19 protein-coding genes and 2 riboswitches are annotated in these 25142 nt (G+C 55.5%); of the genes, 10 read left to right on the top strand and 9 right to left on the bottom strand.

The features are described from left to right. Nucleotides 1-106 precede the first annotated feature (106 nt). Nucleotides 107-892, top strand: a complete 786-nt coding sequence (locus AC5Q5A_RS03285) for a hypothetical protein (RefSeq protein WP_064779841.1) — start codon at nt 107-109, stop codon at nt 890-892. Nucleotides 893-980: 88 nt separating this feature from the next. Here the strand turns inward: AC5Q5A_RS03285 and AC5Q5A_RS03280 are convergent, their stop codons facing one another. Next, the gene (locus tag AC5Q5A_RS03280) at nt 981-1559 is read right to left on the bottom strand and encodes a YqgE/AlgH family protein (RefSeq protein ID WP_493894320.1); all 579 of its coding nucleotides are present in this window, start codon (nt 1557-1559) and stop codon (nt 981-983) included. A gap of 320 nt (nt 1560-1879) precedes the next feature. Here AC5Q5A_RS03280 and AC5Q5A_RS03275 point away from each other — a divergent pair, with 320 nt between their 5' ends. Further along, nucleotides 1880-4087 carry a protein-disulfide reductase DsbD family protein gene (locus AC5Q5A_RS03275; protein WP_493894319.1) on the top strand — a complete coding sequence of 736 codons (2208 nt, stop codon included), beginning with the start codon at nt 1880-1882 and terminating at the stop codon, nt 4085-4087. Between the two features lie 222 nt (nt 4088-4309). After that, nucleotides 4310-4789 carry a peroxiredoxin gene (locus AC5Q5A_RS03270; RefSeq protein ID WP_008889192.1) on the top strand — a complete coding sequence of 160 codons (480 nt, stop codon included), beginning with the start codon at nt 4310-4312 and terminating at the stop codon, nt 4787-4789. Nucleotides 4790-4878: 89 nt separating this feature from the next. On the opposite strand, the gene AC5Q5A_RS03265 is transcribed toward AC5Q5A_RS03270, so the two are convergent. The 7 genes from AC5Q5A_RS03265 to AC5Q5A_RS03235 all read right to left on the bottom strand — a co-directional run bounded on the left by AC5Q5A_RS03265 (nt 4879) and on the right by AC5Q5A_RS03235 (nt 11948). Next, nucleotides 4879-5283, bottom strand: coding sequence for a hypothetical protein (locus AC5Q5A_RS03265; protein ID WP_040822685.1), 405 nt, complete (start codon nt 5281-5283; stop codon nt 4879-4881). A 210-nt stretch (nt 5284-5493) separates the two neighbouring features. After that, entirely contained in the window at nt 5494-6405 is a 912-nt protein-coding gene (locus AC5Q5A_RS03260; protein ID WP_493894318.1) for a protein phosphatase CheZ, read from the bottom strand. 202 nt (nt 6406-6607) lie between these two features. After that, a complete protein-coding gene (gene gcvPB, locus AC5Q5A_RS03255) occupies nt 6608-8104 on the bottom strand; it encodes an aminomethyl-transferring glycine dehydrogenase subunit GcvPB (protein WP_008889189.1) in 1497 nt (498 codons plus the stop codon). Beyond that, the gene (gene gcvPA, locus AC5Q5A_RS03250; protein WP_063088557.1) at nt 8101-9456 is read right to left on the bottom strand and encodes an aminomethyl-transferring glycine dehydrogenase subunit GcvPA; all 1356 of its coding nucleotides are present in this window, start codon (nt 9454-9456) and stop codon (nt 8101-8103) included. The genes gcvPB and gcvPA overlap by 4 nt, the downstream gene beginning before the upstream one ends. Nucleotides 9457-9459: 3 nt before the next feature. Next, on the bottom strand, nt 9460-9831 hold the full coding sequence (gene gcvH, locus AC5Q5A_RS03245; RefSeq protein WP_008889187.1) for a glycine cleavage system protein GcvH: 372 nt from the start codon (nt 9829-9831) through the stop codon (nt 9460-9462). A gap of 74 nt (nt 9832-9905) precedes the next feature. Beyond that, nucleotides 9906-11018 carry a glycine cleavage system aminomethyltransferase GcvT gene (gene gcvT / locus AC5Q5A_RS03240; protein ID WP_493894317.1) on the bottom strand — a complete coding sequence of 371 codons (1113 nt, stop codon included), beginning with the start codon at nt 11016-11018 and terminating at the stop codon, nt 9906-9908. A 59-nt stretch (nt 11019-11077) separates the two neighbouring features. Next, nucleotides 11078-11185: riboswitch (glycine riboswitch) on the bottom strand. Between the two features lie 3 nt (nt 11186-11188). Beyond that, nucleotides 11189-11287, bottom strand: a riboswitch (glycine riboswitch). Nucleotides 11288-11390: 103 nt separating this feature from the next. Continuing rightward, nucleotides 11391-11948 carry a hypothetical protein gene (locus AC5Q5A_RS03235; protein ID WP_063088556.1) on the bottom strand — a complete coding sequence of 186 codons (558 nt, stop codon included), beginning with the start codon at nt 11946-11948 and terminating at the stop codon, nt 11391-11393. 256 nt (nt 11949-12204) lie between these two features. Here AC5Q5A_RS03235 and ispH point away from each other — a divergent pair, with 256 nt between their 5' ends. From ispH to AC5Q5A_RS03215, 4 genes are all read left to right on the top strand, one after another. Next, entirely contained in the window at nt 12205-13152 is a 948-nt protein-coding gene (gene ispH, locus AC5Q5A_RS03230; protein ID WP_008889184.1) for a 4-hydroxy-3-methylbut-2-enyl diphosphate reductase, read from the top strand. 45 nt (nt 13153-13197) lie between these two features. After that, on the top strand, nt 13198-14166 hold the full coding sequence (locus AC5Q5A_RS03225) for a homoserine kinase (protein ID WP_008889183.1): 969 nt from the start codon (nt 13198-13200) through the stop codon (nt 14164-14166). Nucleotides 14167-14191: 25 nt separating this feature from the next. Next, nucleotides 14192-14641 (top strand): ribonuclease HI, encoded by a 450-nt coding sequence (gene rnhA, locus AC5Q5A_RS03220; protein ID WP_008889182.1) that lies wholly within the window; start codon nt 14192-14194, stop codon nt 14639-14641. A 268-nt stretch (nt 14642-14909) separates the two neighbouring features. Further along, entirely contained in the window at nt 14910-17270 is a 2361-nt protein-coding gene (locus AC5Q5A_RS03215; protein ID WP_490412415.1) for a putative bifunctional diguanylate cyclase/phosphodiesterase, read from the top strand. An 84-nt stretch (nt 17271-17354) separates the two neighbouring features. Here AC5Q5A_RS03215 and AC5Q5A_RS03210 read toward each other — a convergent pair whose 3' ends face one another. After that, nucleotides 17355-19412, bottom strand: coding sequence for a protein meaA (locus AC5Q5A_RS03210; RefSeq protein ID WP_493894316.1), 2058 nt, complete (start codon nt 19410-19412; stop codon nt 17355-17357). Nucleotides 19413-19703: 291 nt separating this feature from the next. On the opposite strand from AC5Q5A_RS03210, the gene ccrA reads away from it, so the two are divergent. From ccrA to AC5Q5A_RS03195, 3 genes are all read left to right on the top strand, one after another. Continuing rightward, nucleotides 19704-20984 (top strand): crotonyl-CoA carboxylase/reductase, encoded by a 1281-nt coding sequence (gene ccrA, locus AC5Q5A_RS03205; protein ID WP_493894315.1) that lies wholly within the window; start codon nt 19704-19706, stop codon nt 20982-20984. 161 nt (nt 20985-21145) lie between these two features. Then, on the top strand, nt 21146-22813 hold the full coding sequence (locus AC5Q5A_RS03200; protein WP_493894314.1) for an acyl-CoA dehydrogenase family protein: 1668 nt from the start codon (nt 21146-21148) through the stop codon (nt 22811-22813). 236 nt (nt 22814-23049) lie between these two features. Then, complete coding sequence (locus AC5Q5A_RS03195) at nt 23050-25140, top strand: methyl-accepting chemotaxis protein (RefSeq protein WP_493894313.1); 2091 nt, start codon at nt 23050-23052, stop codon at nt 25138-25140. Nucleotides 25141-25142 lie beyond the last annotated feature (2 nt).

Below are 25142 nucleotides of genomic sequence, written 5' to 3'. Positions count from 1 at the left end.
TGTTCCGTGCACCGCAACCAGCCAGGTTGCTGCCCGATGCAGACGGTTCAAAGACAGAGGTTCGTCTATGGCACGCTCAGGAAGTAAAAGACTATTTACCGCGGAAATGCGGTTGCTCAATAAACTCGAAACCATGAGCGACATGGTCGCCTTGCCGACCGACATGCCGACTGATGCGAATGGCTCTGTCGGTGGTGCCGACATTTCGAGCCTGCATACCGCGATCGAAGATCTCAAGCTTGAATTGCTTACCGACATCCGCGTGATGATCGAAGAGCAGAAAAAGGCGAACAAGGCAATCGACCCGGAAGACGACGAACAGGCCGACGCGCGCAATGAGCTGCGCCTGGTCAAAAACGAAGTTCGCGCCCTTGCCAATTCCATTCAGGAAACAAAACGCGAAATCGCAGCCCTTTATACCGCGCCCGAAGATGACAGCGGCACGCGCCTGAATATCGTAAAGGGTGAACTTGATTCCGTCGTCGCCGCCACCGAGGATGCGACTGCCAACATCCTTGAAACCGTCGAAAAGATTGACGCGGTTGCCCACAATATCCGTTCCGCCGCCCCGGATGACTACACGCAAGGGCTGGCCGATGACATTGTCGAACTTGTGGTGAAAGTCTTTGAATCCTGTAACTTCCAGGATCTGACCGGGCAGCGGATTACCAAGGTCGTCAACACCATGAAGTATATCGAGGAACGCGTGAACCGCGTGATCGAAATCTGGGGTGAGGATGACTTTGGTGACTTTGACCTGCCGCCAGATCCCAAAGGCCTCGACAATCTGGACAAAACCGTCACCAAGGCACCGCAGAATGCCAACCGTGTATCTCAGGACGAAGTCGACCAGATCTTCTCACAGGAAGAAATCGACGCCCTGTTTGATTGATCGCATCAAGACTGTCCGAAATGCAAAAGCCTGCCAGATTGGCAGGCTTTTCTTATGGCGGGTTCTGAAGGTTTTGGGCTAGGACGCCTTAAGCGTGTCCGGCTTCACCCGAAAGCAGTTCCGGCGCAAAGCCAAGCCGCGAGAACGCCTGTTCCCACTTGTCTTCGCAATCGGTATCAAACAGCAAATCCGCATCGGCGTCGACATGAAGCCAGCCATTGGCAAGGATTTCACTTTCAAGCTGCCCGCTGCGCCACCCGGCATAGCCAAGGGCAAGAATGCGGCTTTGCGGGCCTTCGCCGATGGCAATCTGTTCAAGAATATCAACCGTCGCTGTCACCGACACGCCACGATCAACATGAAGGGTCGCCTCGTTCGAGAAATCGGTCGAGTGCAGAACAAAGCCACGACTGCTTTCAACCGGGCCACCAAAATGGACCTGAATGTCTTCGATGGTCGGTGCCGGGCGTGCAATGCCAAGCTGTTCAAGCAATTCCGGAAAAGTGATGCTGTCGATCAGGCGGTTGATCACCAGCCCCATCGCACCGTCTTTGTTATGCGCACAGATATAGACCACACTTTGCGAAAAGCGCGGATCACGCATGCCCGGCATCGCTACCAACAGCTTGCCGCCGAGATAATCACCCGTGCCTATACCTTCTGCCATGTCGCAACTCTCTTTATCCTGTTTCACAGAGCCTAGCGCGAATACCTGCCCATTTCCATCAAGAACCCGGAAAACCGTGTTTTTTGTCGTTTGACATTCCGGATTCCCATATACCTCATGTAGGTAGTAACGCACTGCCATGGCAATGGATCCATCTCGTTTTGCGTTGGATCAGGACAAGCCCCTGCCTGCATGTGCTAGTGATAGGGCGTTCACACAGTCGTGGCTTGATTTGAATGGGGACTGGAATTACGCCTCTTCTGTGCCACAAGTTTGGCCAACACTGCGCAAATCGGTTTTTCGTGCTTAAGGAACAACACGTGCTCCGCCACCTTATCACCCGCTTGGCTCTTTTGATTGCCATCTGCCTGTCATCTATCGGCGCAAGTTCTGTTGCACTGGCGGCATCGGATATGGCAACCGACTGGGTCGATGAGGACTTCACGTCAGTTCGCCTGATCAGTGCGCAAACCGAAACCGGCGGCAAACAGACACTCCGCCTTGGTCTTGAATACGAGCTGCAACCCGACTGGAAGATTTACTGGCGCAGCGCAGGCGATGCCGGTTTCCCTCCGCAACTTGATTGGACCGGATCGGAAAATGTCGGCGACGCAAATATCCTTTGGCCGGCCCCTCATCGCTTTTCGATCTTTGGCCTCGAAACATTCGGCTATAAGGATCACATCATTCTGCCGATTGATGTTGCGATCCCCGATCCGACGCAGCCGGTCGCGATCCGCCTCGATGTCGATTATCTGGTATGCAGCGACATCTGCATTCCGGCAAATGCCAGCTTTAATCTTGATATCCCCGCCAGTACCACCGCTGGTGCGGGCACCTCGATCGCAAGCAACCACGCCCACCAGATCGAAAAGTTTGTTTCCAAGGTGCCGCTGCGTGGCACCGGCCTTCCCATCGAAGTCACCAGTATTTCCAGCATCAATCAGGGCGATGCACACAGCCTGCGTCTGGGTGTTCGCGGCCTTGATGATGCCGGGGTCGACATTGACGACATCCTGATTGAAAGCGACCTGCGTGCGGGTTTCGGTCTGCCCGAACCGCAAACGGCCGCGACGGGCAGCAACGAGGATGTTCAGTATTTCGATCTGACTGTCATGGGCCTGGCCGAAGACCAGACACTGAAAGATCAGCCGGTCACCGTCACCGTCATTGCCGGTCCGCTTTCTGTTGAGCAAAAGCTTGTTGTCAGTGATGGCAACGCCGCCATAAACACAGCATCCCGTGCGGGCGCAACGGCAGGCATGAGTTTCTGGATGATCGGTTTGTTCGCCTTGCTTGGCGGTTTGATCCTCAATGTCATGCCCTGTGTATTACCGGTCCTGTCGATCAAGGTCATGTCAGCCCTTAAGGCCCGCGAACAGGACATTAACGGGGTGCGCATTGGTTTTCTTGCCAGTGCGGCCGGGATCATCACATCCTTCTGGGTGATTGCCGCTGTTCTGGTCGGCATCAAACTGGCCGGGGGAACCATTGGCTGGGGCATTCAGTTCCAGCAACCGCTGTTCCTGACGGTTATGACGATCATCCTTGCCCTGTTTGCGCTGAATATGTGGGGGCTGTTTGAAATTTCCGGCCCGGATCAGCTTGGCAACGCGGCAAATGACGCCATCACACGCAGCGAAAGCCACGGCCACCATATCAGCAGCAACTTCCTGACCGGCATGTTTGCCACCTTGCTGGCAACCCCCTGCTCTGCCCCGTTCCTTGGCACGGCGGTTGGTTTTGCACTGGCTGGTAGTGTGTTCGACATCTTCTGGATCTTCACCTTGCTGGGGATCGGCTTGGCCCTGCCGTATTTTGCCATCGCCATCCAACCTCGTGTGGCACATATTCTGCCCAAACCCGGTCGCTGGATGAATGGTGTCAAAGTTGTTCTGGGTCTTGCCCTGATCGGCACGGCGATCTGGCTTCTGGGTATTCTGTCGGTCCAGATCGGCATGGGTGGTGCGATTGTTGTCGGGCTTGGCCTGATTTTGGGCTGCGTCTTTGTCTGGGCCCGCAAACGCATATCAAACCTGCGTCCACGCTTTGCCTTTACGTCACTGGCGGTACTGGGCTTCTTGGTTGCACTGTTTGCGCCCGGCTTTTCACAACCGCCGTCGTCGCCGAGCGCATCATCGGACAATGGCACACTTGTCTGGCAGGCGTTTGCGCCTGAAACCATTGATCGTTTGGTTGCCGATGGAAAGACGGTCGTGATCGATGTTACGGCCGAATGGTGTGTGACCTGTCAGGTCAACAAAAAGCTGGTTCTCGAAAAGCCAGACGTCCGAAATGCATTGATGCAGGATAATGTCGTCCTGATGCAGGCCGACTGGACCCGTCCGGATCAAAAGATTGCCGATTACCTTGCCTCCTATGGCCGGTTTGGCATCCCTTTCAATGCGGTATTTGGTCCGGGGGCACCGGATGGCATTTTGCTTTCGGAGTTGCTCGGTGTGGACGAGGTTCTTGGCGCGCTTGAAGATGCAAACGGTTCGGCAAGCCTTGCCAGTTCCGTTCAGTGATCACATCTGATTGGGAACGCGTAGTGTTTTGTTTCCGCTCCTGTGAACAGGCAGGCGGTAAGGCGCACACAGGCCCAAAATTGCTGCCAATTCAAGTCAGGCAGATGAAACCTGTTAAAAACTCTGCGTGAAAGCATTGAATGCCAAGCAGATTTGGTGTTTGATTCCGGCATGCGATCCAGTGCGCAGTCAACGGGATTGCGCCAAATAACGGAGATACCCATGACCATTTCAGTCGGTTCCGAACTCCCGGAAGTTACCCTTTTCCGCGCAACCAGCGACGGTCCGGAAGCTGTCAATTCCAAGGAATTCTTCGCAGGTCGCAAAGTTGTCCTGTTTGCCGTACCGGGTGCTTTCACCCCGACCTGCTCGGCCAAACACCTTCCGGGCTTTGTTGCCAAAGCCGATGAGATCAAAGCCAAAGGTGTCGATGAGATTGCCTGCCTTGCATCAAACGATGCCTTTGTCCTTCAGGCATGGGCCGATGCGGAAAAGGCCAACGACGTCACCATGCTTTCGGACGGGGATTTGGCGTTTGTCGATGCGACCGGGCTTGGACTTGATCTGACCGGCCGCGGCCTTGGCAAGCGTGCCAACCGTTTCGCCATGATTGTCGAAGACGGCAAAGTTACCGACATTGCCGTCGAAGAACCGGGAGCGTTTGAAGTTTCAAGTGCCGAAGCTGTTCTGAAAAAGCTTTAAAACCGGAAACTTTCCCGTAACAAGCGCTTAAAGCTCCGCAATCATTTGCGGAGCTTTTTGCTTTGAATGTAGGGAATATTATTGCCTGATCAGCGCGGAAGCAGAACCGGTATCGGGTCTTCCTTGCTGTCATAATCGCATTCAAAGGTCGGGTTGGTGTGCTTGGCAATGAAATGCACAACACCTTCCCTGAAACTGTCTTTGATCGGTGACCAGCTCATATAGACCCCGCCACGGGTGTCATATTCGCGAATATCCGGATCTCGCATCAGTTCAGAAAAACTGTGTCCAAGATCTTCTGTTGCACCGGCCACCAGCCAAGACGGCTTCAGGCCACCATGCCACAGCAAGTAAACGCCACCGACCCCATCCAGGCTAAGCTCTGAAATATCGTCGATCATAAACAGGCGGTAGTACTCCCCACGTGGGCTTTTTCGCCATTTTATATCTTGTGCCTTTGGCTGGCGAATAGCACCGAGAGACCAAAATCCCATATTAACCTCCAAGCACGCCAAAACGCGTGCAACCGTATGTCACACGCATCCCAACATAGCTTCTTATTCTTATAGGTAAGAACTTACCTTACATATGTAAACTTTTGATTGACAAAAGGCTGGAAAAAAACGCCTCCAGCGCTTCTAATCAAGAAGATATAGCTCACGCTACTACCTTAAATCACAGCACAAAACCAAGCATTTTTCGAATTATTCGAACAACTTGTCGATATCGTCCTGACTGATGCCTTCCCCTTCGAGCTGCGGACCATTCAAAAGGTCTGCATCCTCGGGTCGTGATTCTTCCTCGACCTCAGGAACCGGCAATTCGGCAAACGCATCTTCACCCCAGATCGAGATCATGTTGTGGACGCGCTCTTCAACGAACTCAAGCGTGCTGACCACCTTGTTGATGCGCTGGCCGGTAATGTCCTGGAAGTTACAGGCTTCAAAGATCTTGGTAACGATGAAGGCAATCTGCTCGACGTGATCGGCGACAAAATCGCTCGGCGCCGAGTTTTTAAGCGTCATCGTCAGATCGTCAATCTGCTCGGCGGATTCCAGAATGGTGTGGGTCGCCATTTCGGTATCCTTGACGATGGCATCAAGTTCCGAGGTCGCACTTACCAGTCGGTCATCCTGCGCCTTTGGATGGCGCAGCGACGCAATCTGAACCTTGGCCCGGTGGATGTGCTCGTTCATTTCCGCGATCTGGGTACGGATCAGTTCCAGATCGTCACGATCGGGCTCTGCCGCCCCCGGGCGATTGGAGTGGGTTGGGTTACTTGAAACCGGCTCTGGCAATTCATCCATCGGCGCATCGTTTGATGCAAACGGGGTGGCAACATCACTGGCCGGAACACCACCGGATGCCACCGCCTGACGCAGCTGCGAAACTTCACCACGCAGTGCTCTGATTTCATCAAGAACAGCCTGGGTAATACCGGATGTTTCCAGGGCACTCGTCGCTGCTGGCAAGGATGCCTGCATCGGTTCCCCTGCCCCCATGCCGCTTTCCAGCGTCGGGTCAAAAAAGGAGTCAGACCAATCCTCAACCACACCACCGGTGCGTTCTTTAAGACGACGTTCGGCAGTGAATACTTTTTGCACGCGACGAGACATAACTGACTTTAACCCTCCGGAACGGACATGCGTCCGATCACTAAATCCCCAAACGCACCATTTTGACGGCGTTCATTACTATTACGGCAAGTATAAGGGTGCAGATTGCGACAAGTCCAATGGGTTTCAAGTCCAAGTCTTTGAAAAAGAACACCCCGGCCAAAAGACCGGGGTGCACCAAAAGGTCAGGTTGCGTTGGTTATCAAGCTGTTTCAGGCTTCCAGCGCAAAACCGGCTTACGTGCAGCCGCCGTTTCATCAAGGCGTCTACGCGGGGTAAGGTACGGTGCATTCTTGAAGAATTCTGCATCGCCCGACTCGGCCTTGGCCACAAGCGACAGAATCGCATCACAGAACTGATCGATCGACTCCTTGGTTTCGGTCTCGGTCGGTTCGATCAGCAACGCCCCATGAACCACCAGCGGGAAATACATCGTCATCGGGTGGAACCCTTCGTCGATGATTGCCTTGGCCAGATCCAGTGTCGAAACCCCGGTATCTTTCAAGAAGCCGTCATCAAACAGGGCTTCATGCATGCAATAGCCCGGGAAGGCGACACTGAGCTTGTCCTTAAGACGCGCCAGCAGATAGTTGGCATTCAGAACCGCATCACCCGATGCCTGACGCAGGCCATCTGCACCATGGCTTTTCATATAGGTCAGGGCACGAATGAACATGCCCATCTGACCATGGAAGCCTTTCAGACGGCCAAACGGCTTCATGCCGTCTTCTTCGTCTGCGGTTTCGACCAGATGGAAGCCATCACCCTTTTTCACGACATACGGGATCGGGGCAAACGGTGCCAGTGCCTCGGAAAAGACAACGGGTCCTGAACCCGGTCCACCGCCGCCATGCGGGGTCGAGAACGTCTTGTGCAGGTTGATATGCATCGCATCAATGCCAAGGTCTGCCGGGCGCACCCGACCAACAATGGCGTTGAAGTTCGCACCATCGCAATAGAAGTAACCACCCGCTTCATGCACCAGATCGGCAATCTTGCGCACGTCACGTTCGAACAGACCGCAGGTGTTCGGGTTGGTCAGCATGATGCCCGCCACATCGTCGCCAAGCTTGGCTTCGAATGCGGCCAGATCAACACGGCCGTCTTCGGTCGCGGGGATCGAATCAACTGTAAAGCCACAGGCGGCTGCGGTTGCCGGGTTGGTCCCGTGGGCGGATTCCGGCACCAGAACGCGACGACGGTTTTCACCGCGTGCATCAAGGGCGGCGCGAATGGCCATCATGCCGCAAAGCTCGCCCTGAGCGCCCGCTGCCGGGGACATGGAAACCGCCGGCATGCCGGTCAGAACCAAAAGCCAATGCGCACACTGATCAATCAGTTCCAGCGCACCCTGAACGGTGCTTTCAGGCTGCATCGGATGCAGATCGGCAAGACCGGGCAAACGCGCAACTTTTTCGTTCAGGCGCGGGTTATGCTTCATCGTGCACGAACCAAGCGGGAAGAAACCGGCATCAATGCCATAGTTCTTCTGCGACAGGCGCGTGAAGTGACGCACGACTTGCGGCTCCGAAAGGCCCGGAAGACCAACGTCGCTGTCACGGTCAAGACCGCCAAGGCGCGATTTGGTGCCCTTGGGTTCCGGCAAATCAACGCCGGTTCGGCCGGGCTGGCCCTGCTCGAAAATAAGCTGCTCTTCAAGAACAAGTCCACGGTTGCCGGTATGGGTTGTAAAGGTCATGCCAGCGCCTCCTTCAATGCGGACGCAAGGGCCGCGATATCCTCGTCCGTGTTGGTTTCGGTGACCGCAACCAACAGGTAGTTATCCAGATCCGAACGGTTCGGATACAGGCGCGACAGCGGCACACCAGCAAGGACGCCCTTGGCAACCAGTGCTTCAACCACTTCGGCGGCCGGCTTGGAGAGCTTGACGGTGAATTCGTTAAAGAAGCTGTCATTGACCACAGACGCCCCATCAACGGCATCAATCGCATCCGCCGCCTTGCAGGCATTTTCATGGTTCAATGTCGCCAGACGGCGATAACCGTCTTCACCCAGCAGGCTCATATGCACCGTAAAGGCCAACGAACACAGGCCCGAGTTGGTGCAGATGTTCGAGGTCGCCTTTTCACGGCGGATATGCTGTTCGCGGGTCGAAAGCGTCAGAACAAAACCACGCTTGCCGTCTTGATCGACCGTTTCACCGCACAAGCGGCCCGGCATCTGACGCACGAGCTTTTGCGTGGTGGCAAACAGCCCGACATACGGCCCACCATAGTTCAGCGCATTACCGATCGACTGGCCTTCGCCGCAAACGATGTCTGCGCCAAAGCTGCCCGGTGATTTCACCGCGCCAAACGCCACCGCCTCGGTAAAGACCACCACCAGAAGCGCACCCTTGGCATGGCAAAGATCAGCCAGTTGGGTGTGATCCTGAATGCGGCCAAACACGTCCGGGTACTGCACCACAACACATGCCGTCTGATCATCAATCAGATCGTTGAGTTCTTCGGCAGTTGCCTGATGTTCCGGATGCCCGTCGCGCCCGGCGACTTCGGTGTCGCTATACTGGCAATAGGTTTCGGTCACTTCGCGGTAATGCGGATGCAGACCACCCGAAAGCACCGCCTTTTTGCGACGGGTCGCGCGGCAGGCCATCAGAACCGCTTCGGCACAGGATGTCGCACCATCCCACATCGACGCGTTGGCAACATCCATCCCGGTGATCGAGGCAACCTGGGTCTGGAATTCAAACAGGTATTGCAGCGTGCCTTGCGCGATTTCCGGCTGATACGGGGTATAGGCGGTCAGGAATTCACCGCGCTGGATCACGTAATCAACCGTCGCCGGGACATGGTGGCGATAGGCACCCGCACCCAGGAAACTGGGCACGCTTGATGCGCCCATATTCTTGGCGGCCAAGGCCATCATATCGCGTTCGACCTGCATTTCGCCAAGGTGGGATGGCAAATCAACAGGTGCATCAAGCAACGCGCCGTCCGGCACATCACAGTAAAGTTCATCAACCGATGATGCCCCGATGGTATCAAGCATCGCAGCACGATCAGCGCGTGTCAGTGGGAGATAACGCATGTTTTAAAGGCCTTCGACGAAGTCTTTGTAGGCAGCTTCATCCATCAGCTCATCAAGCTGGGATTCATCGGTCAGTGTCATTCTAAAGAACCAGCCATCGGATTCCGGGGCTTCATTGACCAGTGCAGGATTGTCATCGAGCTCTTCATTGACCTCGACAATTTCGCCATCCAGCGGGGCGTAAACGTCGCTGGCGGCCTTGACCGATTCAACAACTGCGGCGTCGCCATCCTTGGTCAGTTTCTTGCCAACTTCCGGCAGCTCGACATAGACGATATCGCCCAGCGACTGCTGCGCGTAATCGGTAATGCCAACGGTTGCCACACCGTCTTCAAGCTCGATCCATTCATGTTCCTGCGAAAATTTCTTAGTCATCTTCCATTGTCCCTGTTGATCAATTCAGTGCCAATGCAGCGTAGCGCCGCTCTCTCTATGATAAATTCTGGTTCTCAACCGCGGAAATAACGATGCGGCGCGAACGGAAGTTCGACCACCTCGGCCGGGCGCGCCTTGCCACGCACCATAAGATCGACCTTGGTACCCGGTTCGGCAAATTCAATTGCAACATACCCCATGGCAATCGGACCATCGACGGTCGGGCCAAACCCGCCCGAGGTGATCTCGCCGATGTCTTCGCCATCCGCGTTCAAAATCTGGGTGTGTTCGCGTGCCGGTGCCTTGCCTTCGGGCTTGATGCCGACACGTTTGCGATCCGCACCGTGTTCAAGCTGATCAAGGATCACATCCGCCCCCTTGAAGCCACCCTCGGCCCGGCGACGTTTGTTGATGATCCAGTTCAGATCCCCTTCAACCGGGGTCGTGGTGGTATCAATGTCGTTACCATACAGGCAAAGACCCGCTTCGAGGCGCAATGAGTCACGTGCACCAAGGCCGATCGCCTCGACCTCATCCTCGGCGAGCAACTTGCGTGCAAGCGCCTCGGCATCGGCGTTGGGTACGGAAATCTCAAAGCCGTCTTCGCCGGTGTAACCCGAACGGGTCACAAAGCACGGACTGCCAGCGATGTCGATTTCGGCAAAGCTCATAAATTTCAGATCGGCAACCGATGGCGCAAAGCGTGCCAGAACCTTGGCCGCTTCCGGGCCCTGAAGTGCCAGAAGCGCACGGTCATCGATTTCTTCAAGCGATACACCATCGCCAAGATTGGCACGCATGTGAACGATGTCATCGTCCTTGCAGGCCGCATTGATCACCAGAAACAGGCTGTCGCCCGCATTGGTAATCATCAGATCATCAAGGATCGTGCCATCGTCCTGGGTAAATGCGGAATAGCGGGTGCGACCGGGTTTAAGGATGGCGATATCACCGGGCACAAGTTTTTCAAGCTCCGCCACGCGGTTCTCGCCGGTCAAACGCACCTGCCCCATATGGGACACATCAAACAGGCCTGCCTTCGCACGGGTATGAAGATGTTCGCCCTTCACACCAAGCGGATATTGCACAGGCATGGCATAGCCAGCGAACGGCACCATTTTGGCACCGAGTTCCACATGCAAATCATAAAGGGCAGTTTTTAGAAGTTCGGATTCTTGATCCGCCATCAGGTTCTCCAGGACAATCGTTGCGAAATATAGCCGACCAGTGGCCAACCACATTCCCCCTCTGTCTTTGGAGCCTGAAAGAATCACATCCGGGGTAGGAAGCCGGTCTGCTTACATCTTCGGCGAGGTGTTCCTGATCACAAATTCAGGTCACCTGCTTTCCAGAGTCCCATCTCCACGCGGTCCTGTTGCCTGAGAGTTTCCGGGGTGGTTGCTCCTTCGGCGTCCGCTCATCCGATAAGGACTGCGGCCTCTCCCACGTGCATCATTTGGGTATGTTTCTGTTATACGGGTTTCCGCGCAAACCGACCAGCCCCTATTTTTCGGGCACGATCGGTCTGCCGCGTCTCAAGCAAACAAACCCGAATAAAATCAATCGGTTCCGAACCGGCGATTATACTCAAGTTGGTCCGCGCTCAGCTGAAAACCAAGATAGATTTCGTAATCCGGACCGGTCCAGACATCGTCCAACGGCACCGACAGGGTCACCTGCTCGTCACGGATGCGTGCCATGTTCAGATTGTCGGCAAACGCCATATTCACGTCAAACACCGACTTCTGAATGAAGGTGCCGTTCGGGTCACGCAGGGCGACGAAATATTTAAATTGAACGTTACGGTTCTGGGCTGCCGGTCCAAGCTCGGCGGTAATGATCGGGCTGATGATGACATCAAGTTCCTTGTCATCAAGGTCATAGCCGCAATCACCAAGGTAGCCGGTAAATTCGGCTTCGACGATCACATCGGTCAGGTCACGGCCTGCACCACTGAACTGGACAAGCTTTGCCGTATCCTTTGGCAGATAGGCCGCCGGACAAACCGGGACCGGCTGTTCTTCAAACGGGTTGCCACCGCCGCATGCGCTTAGCAATCCACCAAGCGAGACCATACCCAATGCATAAACGCGCCGAAGTCCGTTACCGATTGTCATCCAAGCCTCTATCAAACCAAATGTTTTCGGGCCACGTCGCGACGACCGGCCCGCGCGCAGTCTATTCTGTCGCGGATGTCGGCACAACCCGCTTGAACGGCCTTGGGCCGTGTAAAACGTCAAAAATTCGGCCAACCCGCACCGACCATTTACCCCAGAGTCATTGCACCGCATGATCAGGCAGGTTATGTAACGTCAATGTTTGAAAAATGCGTCGGCAACGCCCGCACGCAATTGGGAAAGCCGGACCTGTATCATGTCTGACAAAGCCAGCCTTCGGATCGTTCTTGCCAATCCGCGCGGTTTCTGCGCGGGGGTTGATCGCGCCATCGAGATCGTCGAAAAGGCACTCGAAAAATATGGTGCACCTGTCTATGTCCGCCACGAAATCGTGCATAACAAATTCGTGGTCAATCGCCTACGCGATATGGGTGCCGTTTTCGTTGACGAACTTGATGCCGTTCCCGATGGCGTGCCAGTGATCTTTTCGGCCCATGGTGTCCCGAAATCCGTGCCCGAGGCGGCCGAAACCCGCAAACTTGAATATCTTGATGCGACCTGCCCGCTGGTCTCCAAGGTCCATCGCGGGGCGGAACGTCATCACGCCGATGGCAAACATATTCTTCTGATTGGTCATGCCGGTCATCCCGAAGTCATCGGCACGATGGGCCAGTTACCCCCCGGCAGCATGACCCTGGTCGAGACCGAAGAAGACGCCGAAACCATCGAAATCAGCGATCCGGAAAATCTGGCCTTCGTAACCCAGACGACCTTGTCACTTGATGACACCGCCAAGATCATTGAAATCCTGCAACGGCGTTTCCCGTCAATCGCGGTGCCGAAAAAGGAAGACATCTGCTACGCCACGACCAACCGCCAGCATGCGGTCAAACTGATCGCGGAAAAGGCCGATGCCATTCTGGTCCTTGGCGCGCCGAACTCATCGAACTCCAACCGTCTGGTCGAAGTCGCCAAACGCGAAGGCTGCACACGGTCGGTTCTGGTCGAACGGGCAAAGGATATCGACTGGTCCAAGCTTGACGGTATTTCAAGCCTTGGCATCACTGCGGGTGCGTCCGCGCCTGAAATCCTGGTCGAGGAAGTCATTGATGCCTGCCGCGAACGCTTTGACGTGACGGTCGAGACAATCACGCTGACCAACGAAAATGTCACCTTCAAACTGCCGCGTCAGCTTGCCAGCTAGGTCTGCGGACATGCTTACTTTCAGATCAGGACGACGATAGAACTCATGGCCGTCTATACCGACGTTTCAGACGAAGATATTTCCCGCTTTGTGGCCGAATACGATATCGGTGACGTGGTATCGTTCAAGGGGATCGCAGAAGGCGTCGAAAATACCAATTTCCTGCTTCAGACGACCAAGGCGCCTTATATCCTGACCCTGTATGAGAAGCGGGTAAATCCAGATGATTTGCCCTTCTATCTTGGCCTGATGGATCACTTGTCGGCCAAGGGACTGAATTGCCCGACCCCGATCCACGGCAAGGACGGTGTTGCCCTGCGACGCCTTTGTGGTCGCCCGGCCGCCATCACGTCCTTCCTGCAAGGCATGTCGCCCAGGCGTATTCAACCCCATCACTGTGCCGGGGTCGGCGCCGCACTGGCCGAATTGCACTCAGCCGGTCAGGACTTCGAAATGCACCTGCCCAATGCGCTGAGCATCAAAGGATGGCGTTCGCTTTTCGACAGCTGCGCGGAACATGCCGACGATGTCGAACCCGGCCTTGGCAAGATGATTGGCGAAGAGCTCGCATTTCTTGAAGAAAACTGGCCGCATGCCTTGCCCAAGGGGGTCATTCACGCGGATCTGTTCCCCGATAACGTCTTCTTCTTTCCGAACAAGGAAGCCGTTTCCGGGCTGATTGACTTCTATTTCGCGTGCAATGACCTGTTTTGCTATGACGTTGCAATTTGCATGAATGCCTGGTGCTTTGAACCCGATAACAGCTTCAATGTGACCAAGGCCAAAAACCTTCTGTCGCATTACAGCAAGGTCCGTCCACTTTCGGACGTCGAAAAGGCCGCCCTGCCCATTCTGGCGCGCGGCGCAAGTCTTCGGTTCCTTCTGACACGGCTGTATGACTGGGTGAATACACCCAAGGATGCGCTGGTCACCCCGAAGAACCCGCGCGAATACATCAACAAATTGCGGTTCCACCAACGTGTGGAAAACGCAACAGCCTATGGCCTGGATTAGGCACAAAGGCGGGGAACACGACAATATGACTTCAAGTAACGGTGACGATAACCGCGTCGAGATTTACACGGACGGCGCGTGCAGCGGCAATCCCGGCCCCGGTGGCTGGGGCGCTATTTTGCGCTTCAAGGGTGTCGAAAAGGAAATGTCGGGCGGCGATCCGGAAACCACCAACAATCGTATGGAAATGATGGCGGCCATCAGTGCGCTGGAAGCCCTGAAACGTCCCTGCGTCATCGATATCTACACCGACAGCAGCTATGTGCGCGACGGTATTACCAAATGGATTTTCGGCTGGCAGAAACGTGGCTGGAAAACCGCCGATAAAAAGCCGGTCAAGAATGTGGAATTATGGCAACGTTTGCTCCAAGCCCTTGAACCACATAAGGTCGAGTGGCACTGGGTAAAGGGTCATGCCGGTCACCCGGAAAACGAAAGATGCGACGAATTGGCCCGACAAGCTGTGCCGCGATAACGAATTTTTCGCGGTTATCGGGAAAAATGCTTGAAGCTGAGGGACTTCGCTACAAGATAAATAGCTTTGCTGGCTTGTGTCAGATAATTGAATGTTTAACGAAATCAAACTTGCGTTTTCATCAAGTTGCGGTTTGACTTGAGACTAATTCAAGGGGGTGTTGGCACCCATACAAAGGTCGAGTACATTATATTCGACTAGCCTAAAGTGGGTGTCAGGGAGAGAACGCTTGTCACGCGGATCGTACGGGTTTTTACAACGAAAGTCCTTGAGCAGTCGGCTGCTGTTTATCGCATTGCCGCTTGTTTCGCTGTTCTCGCTCGCGCTTTTCATCGTTTTTGGCTATGTCAGCTACAAGGTGCTGCGCGATGACCTGAATGGCAAGGTCGAACAGACCGCCGACATTAACGCCCGCGTTCTGGCCACACCTTTCTGGTATCTCGACGTCGACAATATTGAATCTGCACTCAATGCCATGGCGCGCGATCGCGACATTGTTGCCGTGCAGGCACTGGGCGCAGACGGCACCGAATTTGCCCATACCGGCGTATCGCAATCCGAATTGGCCGACACGCTTCGCCTTTCGCGCCGTGTCTATTTCGAACGCAACAACGTCCGCCATGACGTTGGCGAACTGGTGATTTACTTCACCGACGCACGCGTTCAGGATTTGCTGTTCCGCCGTATTGCGATCGACATGATCCTGTTCGGGCTTTTGATCTCGGTCGTGGCCGCAAGCCTTCTGATCGCCAACAAACGCTCGATCAAGGAACCGCTTAACCGACTGCTGCACTCCATCCGAATGACCAAGCACGGCCGACTGCGCCGCCCGGTGGAATGGAACAGCTCGGACGAACTCGGGCTTCTGATCCGCGAATATAATGAAATGGTCGCCCTTCAGGGTCAGGCGCAGGAAGAAGCCCAGCGCAAACAGGCCCTGCTGGAAGCAACCCTTCACAATATCGGCCAGGGCATCTGTCTGTTCGATCAGGACCTGAACCTGATGGTCTGGAACGAACGCTATATCGAATTGCTCAACCTGCCGCGTGATCTGGTGAAGGAAGGCACCCCGCTTTCCGACATCCTGCGCTATAACGGTGAACGCGGTGAATATGGCGATGTCAGCATTCAGGCGCTGATTTCCGACCGCGTTGCGATTGCCCGTCGCCGTGAACCCTATCGCATGGAACGTACCCGCCCTAATGGTCGTGTCATTCAGGTTGATCACAACCCGATGCCGGGCGGCGGTTATGTTGCGACCTACACCGATATTACCGAACGTAAACAAACCGAAGCCCGCATGCGTCACCTTGCGGTCCATGACGTTCTGACCAGCCTGCCGAACCGCACCCTGTTCCTTGACCGTCTGCGTCAGGCGCTGCTGTCTGCCCGTCGTTTCCAGCGCGGCGTGACGGTTCTGTTTGTCGACCTTGACCGGTTCAAGGACATCAACGACCACTTCGGCCACGATGTTGGCGATCTGATGATCCAGGAAATGGGTCAGCGCCTGTCGCGCATCATCCGGGATTCGGATACCGCCGCCCGCCTTGGCGGGGATGAATTCGCCATCATCCAGACCGATGTCCAGAACATCGAAGACACTATTGCCCTTGCCCAACGCATCATCGACGAACTGTGCCAGCCGTTTGATTGCCGCGGCATCCGCCTGCATTCGACGGCCAGTGTCGGCATTACGCTTTTCCCGGAAGACGGCGAAAACCCCGAACAGCTGGTCAAGAACGCCGACATGGCGATGTATGCTGCCAAGGCCGAAGGGCGCAACAATTACCGCTTCTTCCTGCCGTCGATGCATGAACGGGTCAAGGAACGCAAAACCATCGAGGAAGATCTGCGCAACGCGCTCGAACACGATCAACTCGAACTTTACTATCAGCCGAAAATCGACTGCCGCACCGAACGCGTCGTCGGTGCCGAGGCGCTTGTGCGCTGGCATCACCCGGAACGCGGCCTGATCCTGCCGGGCGAATTCATTTCCGTTGCCGAGGAATGCGGCCTGATCAACCGTCTGGGTGCATGGGTTCTTGAAAAGGCCTGCCGTCAGACACGTATCTGGCGCGACTCATCACTTTCCGATCTTCGCATTGCGGTCAACCTGTCCCCGGCACAGTTCCAGGATGCCGAACTGGTTGATAGTGTGACCAAGATCGTCAAGGAAACCGCCCTGCCGCATGGCACGCTGGAACTTGAAATCACCGAATCCATTCTGATGAACAACCCGGAAAAGGCCGTCTCGACGCTAAAGGAACTCAAGGAACTTGGTGTTCTGATCGCGATTGATGATTTTGGCACCGGCTATTCGTCGCTGAACTATCTCAAACGGTTCCCGGTGACCTCAATCAAGATCGACCGTTCATTCGTGAACGACATTCATGTCGATGTCGATGACAAGGCCATCGTCGATGCGGTCATCGGCCTGGGCCACAGCCTCAATCTCGAAGTCGTTGCCGAGGGCGTGGAAGAAGTCGAACAGCTTGTCTATCTGCAGGAAAAGGGCTGCGACTTTATCCAGGGCTTCCTCTTCTCCAAGCCATTGCCCGCTTCGACCTTCGAAAGCTGGGTCAACGAGCGGCATGGCACCGAACAGGAAACTGTCTCAGCCAAGTCCTGATCCGGGCACATCCCAAAACAAACCGGTCGCACCCGTTGTTGGGTCCGACCGGTTTTTTATTAGATGGGCGTTCCGACATGGACGTTAATAAAGCGCTGCATCCCCATGTGCGTCGCCGGCCCCATTTGATGAAACGGCTGTTTTGTCAGATGACTTGCGATCCACAAGATCAACAATCTCGGAAATCACCTTGACCAACTGATAATCCTTGGGGGTATAGACCGCCGAAACGCCCATCTGGCGCAGCACCAGCATATCAGATTCCGGGATAATCCCGCCGACAACGACCGGGATATGACCAGCCCCTTGGGCACGCAGCCCGTTGACCACTTCACGCACCAGCGGCACATGCGACCCGGACAGGATCGAAAGACCGATGACATGCGCGCCGTCTTCAATCGCGTTTCGCACCAGTTCCTCTGGCGTCCAGCGTATGCCTTCATACAGCACTTCAATCCCGGCTTCGCCCGCCTTGACCGCAATCTGTTCGGCCCCGTTGGAATGACCATCCAGACCCGGTTTGCCGACCAGCATCTTCATGCGTTCGCCAAGCTTGTCGGAAACCTCATCAACGCGTTTGCGCAAATCCTGAAGGTTTTCGGCATCCCCGGTCACGATCATCGATGTAATCCCGGTCGGGGCACGGTATTCGCCAAACACGTCGCGCAGGGTTTCCGACCACTCGCCGGTGGTGACCCCGGCATGAGCACAGGCAATGGAACTCTCCATGATATTGCGGCCTTCGCTGGCGGCTGACTTCAAATCGGCCAGAGTTGCATCGACTTCGGCCTGATCGCGCTTCGACCGCCAGGCTTTAAGTTTTTCGATCTGATCCTGTTCGGCCATGTCATCCACGGTCAGGATCGATTTCTCCCCCGATGTCAGCGGTGATGGTTCGGTTTCGGTAAAGGCATTCACACCAATCACCTTGGTAACACCGCTTTCAATATCGGCCAGACGCAGCGCGTTGGACCGCACCAGTTCCTGTTTCATATAGCCGCGATCAACTGCGGCAATCGCCCCGCCCATCTCATCAATCTTTGCAAGTTCTGCCCGCGCGCCTTCCTTAAGCGCGCCGACCTTGCGTTCAATCGCCGGGTTGCCATCAAACAGGTCTTCATATTCCAGAAGATCGGTTTCATAGGCCATGATCTGTTGCAGGCGCAGCGACCATTGCTGATCCCACGGACGCGGCAGGCCAAGGGCCTCGTTCCAGGCGGGCAACTGCACGGCGCGCGCCCGGGCATTCTTTGACAGAACCACCGCCAGCATCTCGATCAGAATACGATAGACGTTATTTTCCGGCTGCTGTTCGGTCAGGCCCAACGAGTTGACCTGAACCCCATAGCGGAACCGGCGGTATTTGGCGTCTTCGATGCCGTAACGGTCGCGGGTGATTTCATCCCAAAGTTCGCAGAATGCCCGCATCTTGCAGATCTCGGTAACAAAGCGAATCCCGGCATTCACAAAGAACGAGATACGCCCAACCACCTTGGCAAAGTCTTCTTCGGGCACCTGCCCCGAATCGCGCACTGCATCCAGAACCGCAATCGCGGTTGCCAGCGCATAGGCCAGCTCCTGTTCGGCCGTCGCCCCGGCTTCCTGCAAATGATAGGAGCACACATTCATCGGGTTCCATTTCGGAACCTCGCGATAGGTAAAGGCCGCGACATCGGTAATCAGCTTAAGGCTGGGTGCCGGCGGGAAGATATAGGTCCCGCGTGACAAATATTCCTTGATGATGTCGTTCTGGGTCGTGCCCTGCAGGCTGGCGCGCGCGGTGCCCTGCTTTTCGGCCACCGCAATATAAAGCGACAAAAGCCACGCGGCTGGCGCGTTGATCGTCATCGACGTGTTCATCTGATCAAGCGGGATCCCGTCAAACAACGTCATCATGTCAGCCAGATGGGAAACCGGCACGCCAACCTTTCCGACTTCGCCGCGCGCCAGAACATGGTCAGAATCATACCCGGTCTGGGTCGGCAGATCGAAGGCCACCGAAAGCCCGGTCTGCCCCTTTGCCAGGTTCTGACGATATAGCGCATTCGATGCCTGTGCGGAGCTATGCCCGGCATAGGTCCGGATCAGCCACGGGCGATCGCGTTCCGGCTTTGCTGCGTTGCGCTTGTTTTCCATCGACATCGCGACCTCTTGTATTTTTATTACTCAATGTCTTTACGATAATTACGCCTGAACGTTATTAAATTATCTACTAGACATCACTTGGGTAATTATATAACAATTTGTGCAACGCGATAAAAGCGAAAACAAATATCGCCCAGGTTATCCTTGCTGAAATTCCGCAGGAAACCGGGAGATGCCCGGGGAAAATAAAATAAATTCCGTGGCTTGGAGGATCCGTCGACCGCAACGCAGCATTGGTAATTTAATTACCCTGCAAACCGGATCGACCCCGAACAAGGAGTGAAGGCCATGAATACGTCTGCTGAAGTGCTGCCTTTCCGTGGCGGTCAGGAAGAAAAAGATCTTTATGAAATTGGCGAAATCCCGCCATTGGGCCATGTGCCAAAGAATATGTATGCATGGGCGATTCGCGAAGAACGCCACGGCGAACCCGATACGGCCATGCAGTGCGAAGTTCTGCCAGTGACCCAACCCGACAGCCACGAAGTGCTTGTTCTCGTGATGGCGGCCGGGGTGAACTATAACGGTGTCTGGGCATCCCTTGGCAAACCGATCTCGGTCTTCAATGTCCATGATTGCCCGTTCCATATTGCCGGATCGGATGCATCGGGCATCGTCTGGGCGGTTGGATCGAGAGTCACCCGTTGGAAAGTCGGCGACGAAGTGGTCATTCACTGCAACCAGGATGACGGCGACGACGAAGAATGTAACGGCGGCGATCCGATGCTGTCCCCGACCCAGCGTATCTGGGGCTATGAAACACCGGACGGATCCTTCGCCCAGTTCACCTGTGTTCAGGCACAGCAATTGATGCCGCGCCCCAAACATCTGACCTGGGAAGAAAGTGCGTGCTACACGCTGACCCTTGCCACCGCTTATCGCATGCTGTTTGGCCATCGTCCGCATATCCTGCGTCCGGGGCACAATGTTCTGGTCTGGGGCGCGTCGGGTGGTTTGGGCTCGATGGCGATTCAGCTGATCACAACGGCCGGGGCCAACGCGATTGGCGTCATTTCCGATGAAACAAAGCGCGACTTTGTGCTGGGACTGGGCGCCAAGGCCGTGATCAACCGCAAGGATTTCAATTGCTGGGGACAGCTTCCCACCGTCAACGGCCCGGAATTTGGCGATTACATGAAAGAAGTCCGCAAATTCGGCAAGGCGATCTGGGACATCACCGGCAAGGGCAATGACGTCGACATCGTCTTTGAACATCCGGGCGAACAGACCTTCCCGGTATCGTGCAACGTTGTAAAACGCGGCGGCATGGTTGTGTTCTGTGCCGGGACCACCGGCTTTAATCTGACATTTGATGCGCGCTTTGTCTGGATGCGCCAGAAACGTATTCAGGGCAGCCACTTCGCCAACCTGAAACAGGCGGCACAGGCCAACAAGCTCGTGATCGAACGCCGTCTGGATCCCAGCATGTCTGAAGTGTTCAGCTGGGAAGACATTCCGCGCGCCCACATGAAGATGATGCGCAACGAACACAAACCCGGCAACATGGCCGTTCTGGTGCAGGCAAAGCGCCCGGGAATGCGCACCCTTGAAGAAGCAGTCGAAGGCTAGTCCCACATTAATCTTCGACTGATAGCTGGCACCCCGCGCGCATTCTCGCCCGATCTGCGCATGGGGTGCCACCACCCTTGATGCTTTGATGCACTCATAACTGATCCGCGCAATCGCCCCACAGGATTGCACGACGAGGACCTGATCCGAGGACCCGAAGAATGACGAACAACGCCCTTTTGCCTGACCTCGAACGTTTGTGCGATGACGCCCTTGCGGCACTCAGCCCGGTTTATGACGCGGCCGAATATGCGCTGCGGACTGCTGTAACGGTCGATGGCCGGGTTAATGCCGATGCCTTTGATGACAACCAGTTTGCTGCACATGGCTTTGCCTGGTTCACCACCTATGTCACCGCCCTTGGCCAGATGAAGGCATGGGCAAACCGCCTTAAGGATCAGGGCAAGTTCGGCAATCTCGAACAACTGATCCTGCAATCGGCCTTCGGGGAGTATCTGGCGCAGATTATCGGTGGCATTCCGATGTCACAGGGCGAGATCATCCGTCTTTCGACCCTTGGCGTTTCTGATGACCTGATTGCATCCCTTGCCGCCAACCCATCGGTCGCGACCCTTGCACGTGGTGGCAATTCCGATGCTGCGCGCCGGGCGATTGCCGCTGAAATCGAAGACAGCCTTGATACCGGTCGCTTTGGCGAAACCGGCCTTGAAGACGAAACACTTGATATGGTGCGCGATCAATTCCGCCGCTTTGTCGAGGAAAAGGTATCGCCGCATGCCCATGGCTGGCACGAACGTGACGAGCTGATCCCGATTGAAATCGTCAATGAAATGTCCGAACTCGGCGTGTTCGGCCTGACCATCCCCGAAGAATTCGGTGGCCTTGGCATGGGCAAAACCGCGATGTGCGTTGTCACCGAGGAATTGTCACGTGGCTATATCGGTGTTGGGTCGCTTGGGACCCGTTCCGAAATTGCCGCCGAACTGATCCGCCTTGGCGGAACCGACGCGCAAAAGGAACATTACCTGCCCAAACTGGCATCGGGTGAAATCCTGCCGACCGCCGTCTTTACCGAACCCAACAATGGATCGGATCTGGCCCACCTGCGCACGCGCGCGGTAAAGGATGGCGATACCTATAAGGTCACTGGCAACAAGACCTGGATCACCCATGCCGCGCGGTCTGATCTGATGACCCTTCTGACCCGCACCAACCCCGACGAGTCCGGTTATCGCGGCCTGTCGATGCTGCTGGCCGAAAAGCCACGCGGCACCGATGAAAACCCGTTCCCGGCCAACGGCATGTCAGGTGGCGAGATCGAGGTGCTTGGTTATCGCGGCATGAAGGAATATGAGCTTTCCTTTGACGGGTTCGAAGTCCCGACCGAGAACCTTTTGGGCGGCGAAGAAGGTCAGGGCTTCAAGCAGCTGATGGCGACCTTTGAGTCGGCCCGTATTCAGACCGCAGCCCGTGCTGTCGGCGTCGCCCAGAACGCGCTTGAAATCGGCATGCGCTATGCCAAGGATCGCATCCAGTTTTCCAAGCCGCTTTACGCCTTCCCGCGGGTTTATGGCAAAGTGGCATGGATGGTGGTTGAAACCATGATCGCCCGCCAGCTGACCTATTTCTCGGCCTTTGAAAAGGATCAGGATATCCGCTGCGATATCGAGGCCGGCATGGCCAAGCTTCTGGGCGCACGCGTCGCATGGTCGAATGCCGACAACGCCCTGCAGATTCACGGCGGCAACGGCTATGCGCTCGAATATCAGATCAGCCGTGTGCTGTGCGATGCCCGCATTCTGAACATTTTCGAAGGGGCCGCCGAAATTCAGGCACAGGTGGTCACGCGCGGCATTCTGACCCGGTGAACGACATAACATTCTGAAATACTGATAAAATTCTCATCCGAACCGTGGCCCCTGTGAACAACGAGGGCAAACTTGGCCCGCCAACACTGGCGGGCCTTTTTCCATATCAACCTAAAGTATGATATATTTTGGACTTACCAGTAGTGATACACTCCCCAAAAGCACACACAGACTACTAAAAGTCTGTGAAAAAATCGGGCTAAAAGGTCCGCCGGGAATAAGGGAGAGAATGGCAAATGAATCACAGCTCTGCAATGCCAGAAAGTACAATCTATGCGCGTATAAATGCCGCCACGGAATTGTTTGCGCAACATGGAGAACAGCTTGCAGAAAATCTGGTCACCGAACTGTTGGGGACCGGGCAAAGCAGTGCTGCGCCAAGTGATCCGCAACATCATGTTGCCGAACTGTCCCGACGTTTTACAACGCTGATCAATGCAAACAGCTCTGATGCATTCAACCAATGCTTTAAAGAGCACGTTCTGGCCAATGCGGTCATCGGATTGGCTCCCGATCACCTTGTACTGGCCTACCACAAGGTTTCAGCACTTTGTGCAACGCTTGCCGCGCGGTCCAAGGGCGGCACTGCGGCGGCTGATGCGGCGCGATGCCTGCTGATGGCGGATATGGGCAGCCTGATATCGGCGCGCCAGACCGTTTTGGCCAACCAGCGTTCGGCCTCTGAAATTCAGTCGATGTCGGAAATCATCGAACGTGAAACCGACAATATCATTTCCGAGGTCGGCTTCCAGGCCGGGCGCACCAATGACGTGGCGCAGGCCATGGAAAGTGATGCCAGCGAGCTTTCCCAACTGGTCGAACGCATCACTGCCACCACCGAAGTCGCCAGCAGCAATGTCGCAACCGTCGCATCCGCGACCGAGGAACTGCAGGCATCCAGCCACGAAATTGCCGAACGCATCCACAAAACCAATGACATTGCCAGTCAGGCCGTCACCCGCGCCCAGGAAACATCCACCACCATGGGCAGCCTGTCGGAAACCGCGACCGAAATCGGCAAGGTTGTTGATATCGTCAAACGCATTTCCGATCAGACCAAGATGCTGGCACTCAATGCCACCATCGAGGCCGCGCGCGCCGGCGACGCCGGCAAGGGCTTTGCGGTCGTCGCCAACGAGGTCAAAAACCTCGCCACCCAGACCGAAAAAGCCATCCTTGATATCAACGCCCAGATCACCGCCATTCAGGGCGCCACATCCGAGGCGGTTACCGCGATTGAGGGCATCGGTGGCGCGATTGACGAAGTCAGCCAGCTATCAAGCGATATCTCGGCATCGGTCGAACAACAAACAGCCGCCATTGCCGAAATCTCGACAAGTGCGCAGGAAGTTTCCACCCACATGCAGGGCATTTCCGGCGACATCGAACTGGCCAGCCACAAATCGCACAATGCCAGCCAGACGGCGGAAAACCTTCGCATTCTGTCTTCGAATATCCGCAATGATATCAACGAGATGGAAACGCGCTTCCGCATGGTTCTGCGCAGTGCAGACAACACCAACCGTCGTCACGAAGAACGGGTTCCTATTGCGGTTGATATCAAGGTCGACTTTGGCAACGGTGATGTGCGCCAGGGTGTGACCGCTGACATGTCGCTTGCCGGCCTGCTTGCGCGTATTGATGCCAGCGAAGATGACCGCAACAAAGCAATCACGATCACGATGACCGACGGCACCCGGCTTAAGGGGACGGTCAAAGCGTACTCGACACTCGGCACCCACATCCAGTTCACCGAAATCGACGACGAAGCAACCAAGGTCATTTTGGGACTGCTTAAGAAAACCCACGAACATGACGCCAAGATTGCCGATCTCGGCAAGCAACTGGCCGGCGAGTTGGGCAAGGTTCTTGAGGGCGGCTTGCGCAGTCACGAATTCACCCATGATGATCTGTTCAACACCCGCTACGAGCCGATTGACGGCACCGATCCCAAGCAGTTCATGACGCCGTATGTGCCCTTTACCGACCGCAACTTCACCCCGCTGCAGGAAGCCATTCTTGCAAAGGACGAACATATCGTCTTTGCCGCCGGTGTGGATACCAACGGCTATCTGCCGACCCACAACAAGGTCTACAGCCAACCGCAAAGACCGGGCGAACCCGCTTGGAATATGGGCAACTGCCGCAACCGGCGCATCTTTGATGACCGTGCCGGTCTGATGGCCGGGCGCAACACCAAGCCCCACCTGCTGCAGACCTATTTCCGTGACATGGGCAACACCGTCGTCTTCATGAAGGAATGCGACGTGCCGATCATGGTCAATGGCGAACAGTGGGGTAACCTTCGGATCGGCTACAAATCCTAGGA

The organism is Thalassospira sp. CA1, from assembly GCF_059052855.1.
The sequence above is the reverse complement of the archived record's forward strand: the minus strand, read 5'-3'. Positions and strand labels throughout refer to the sequence as shown.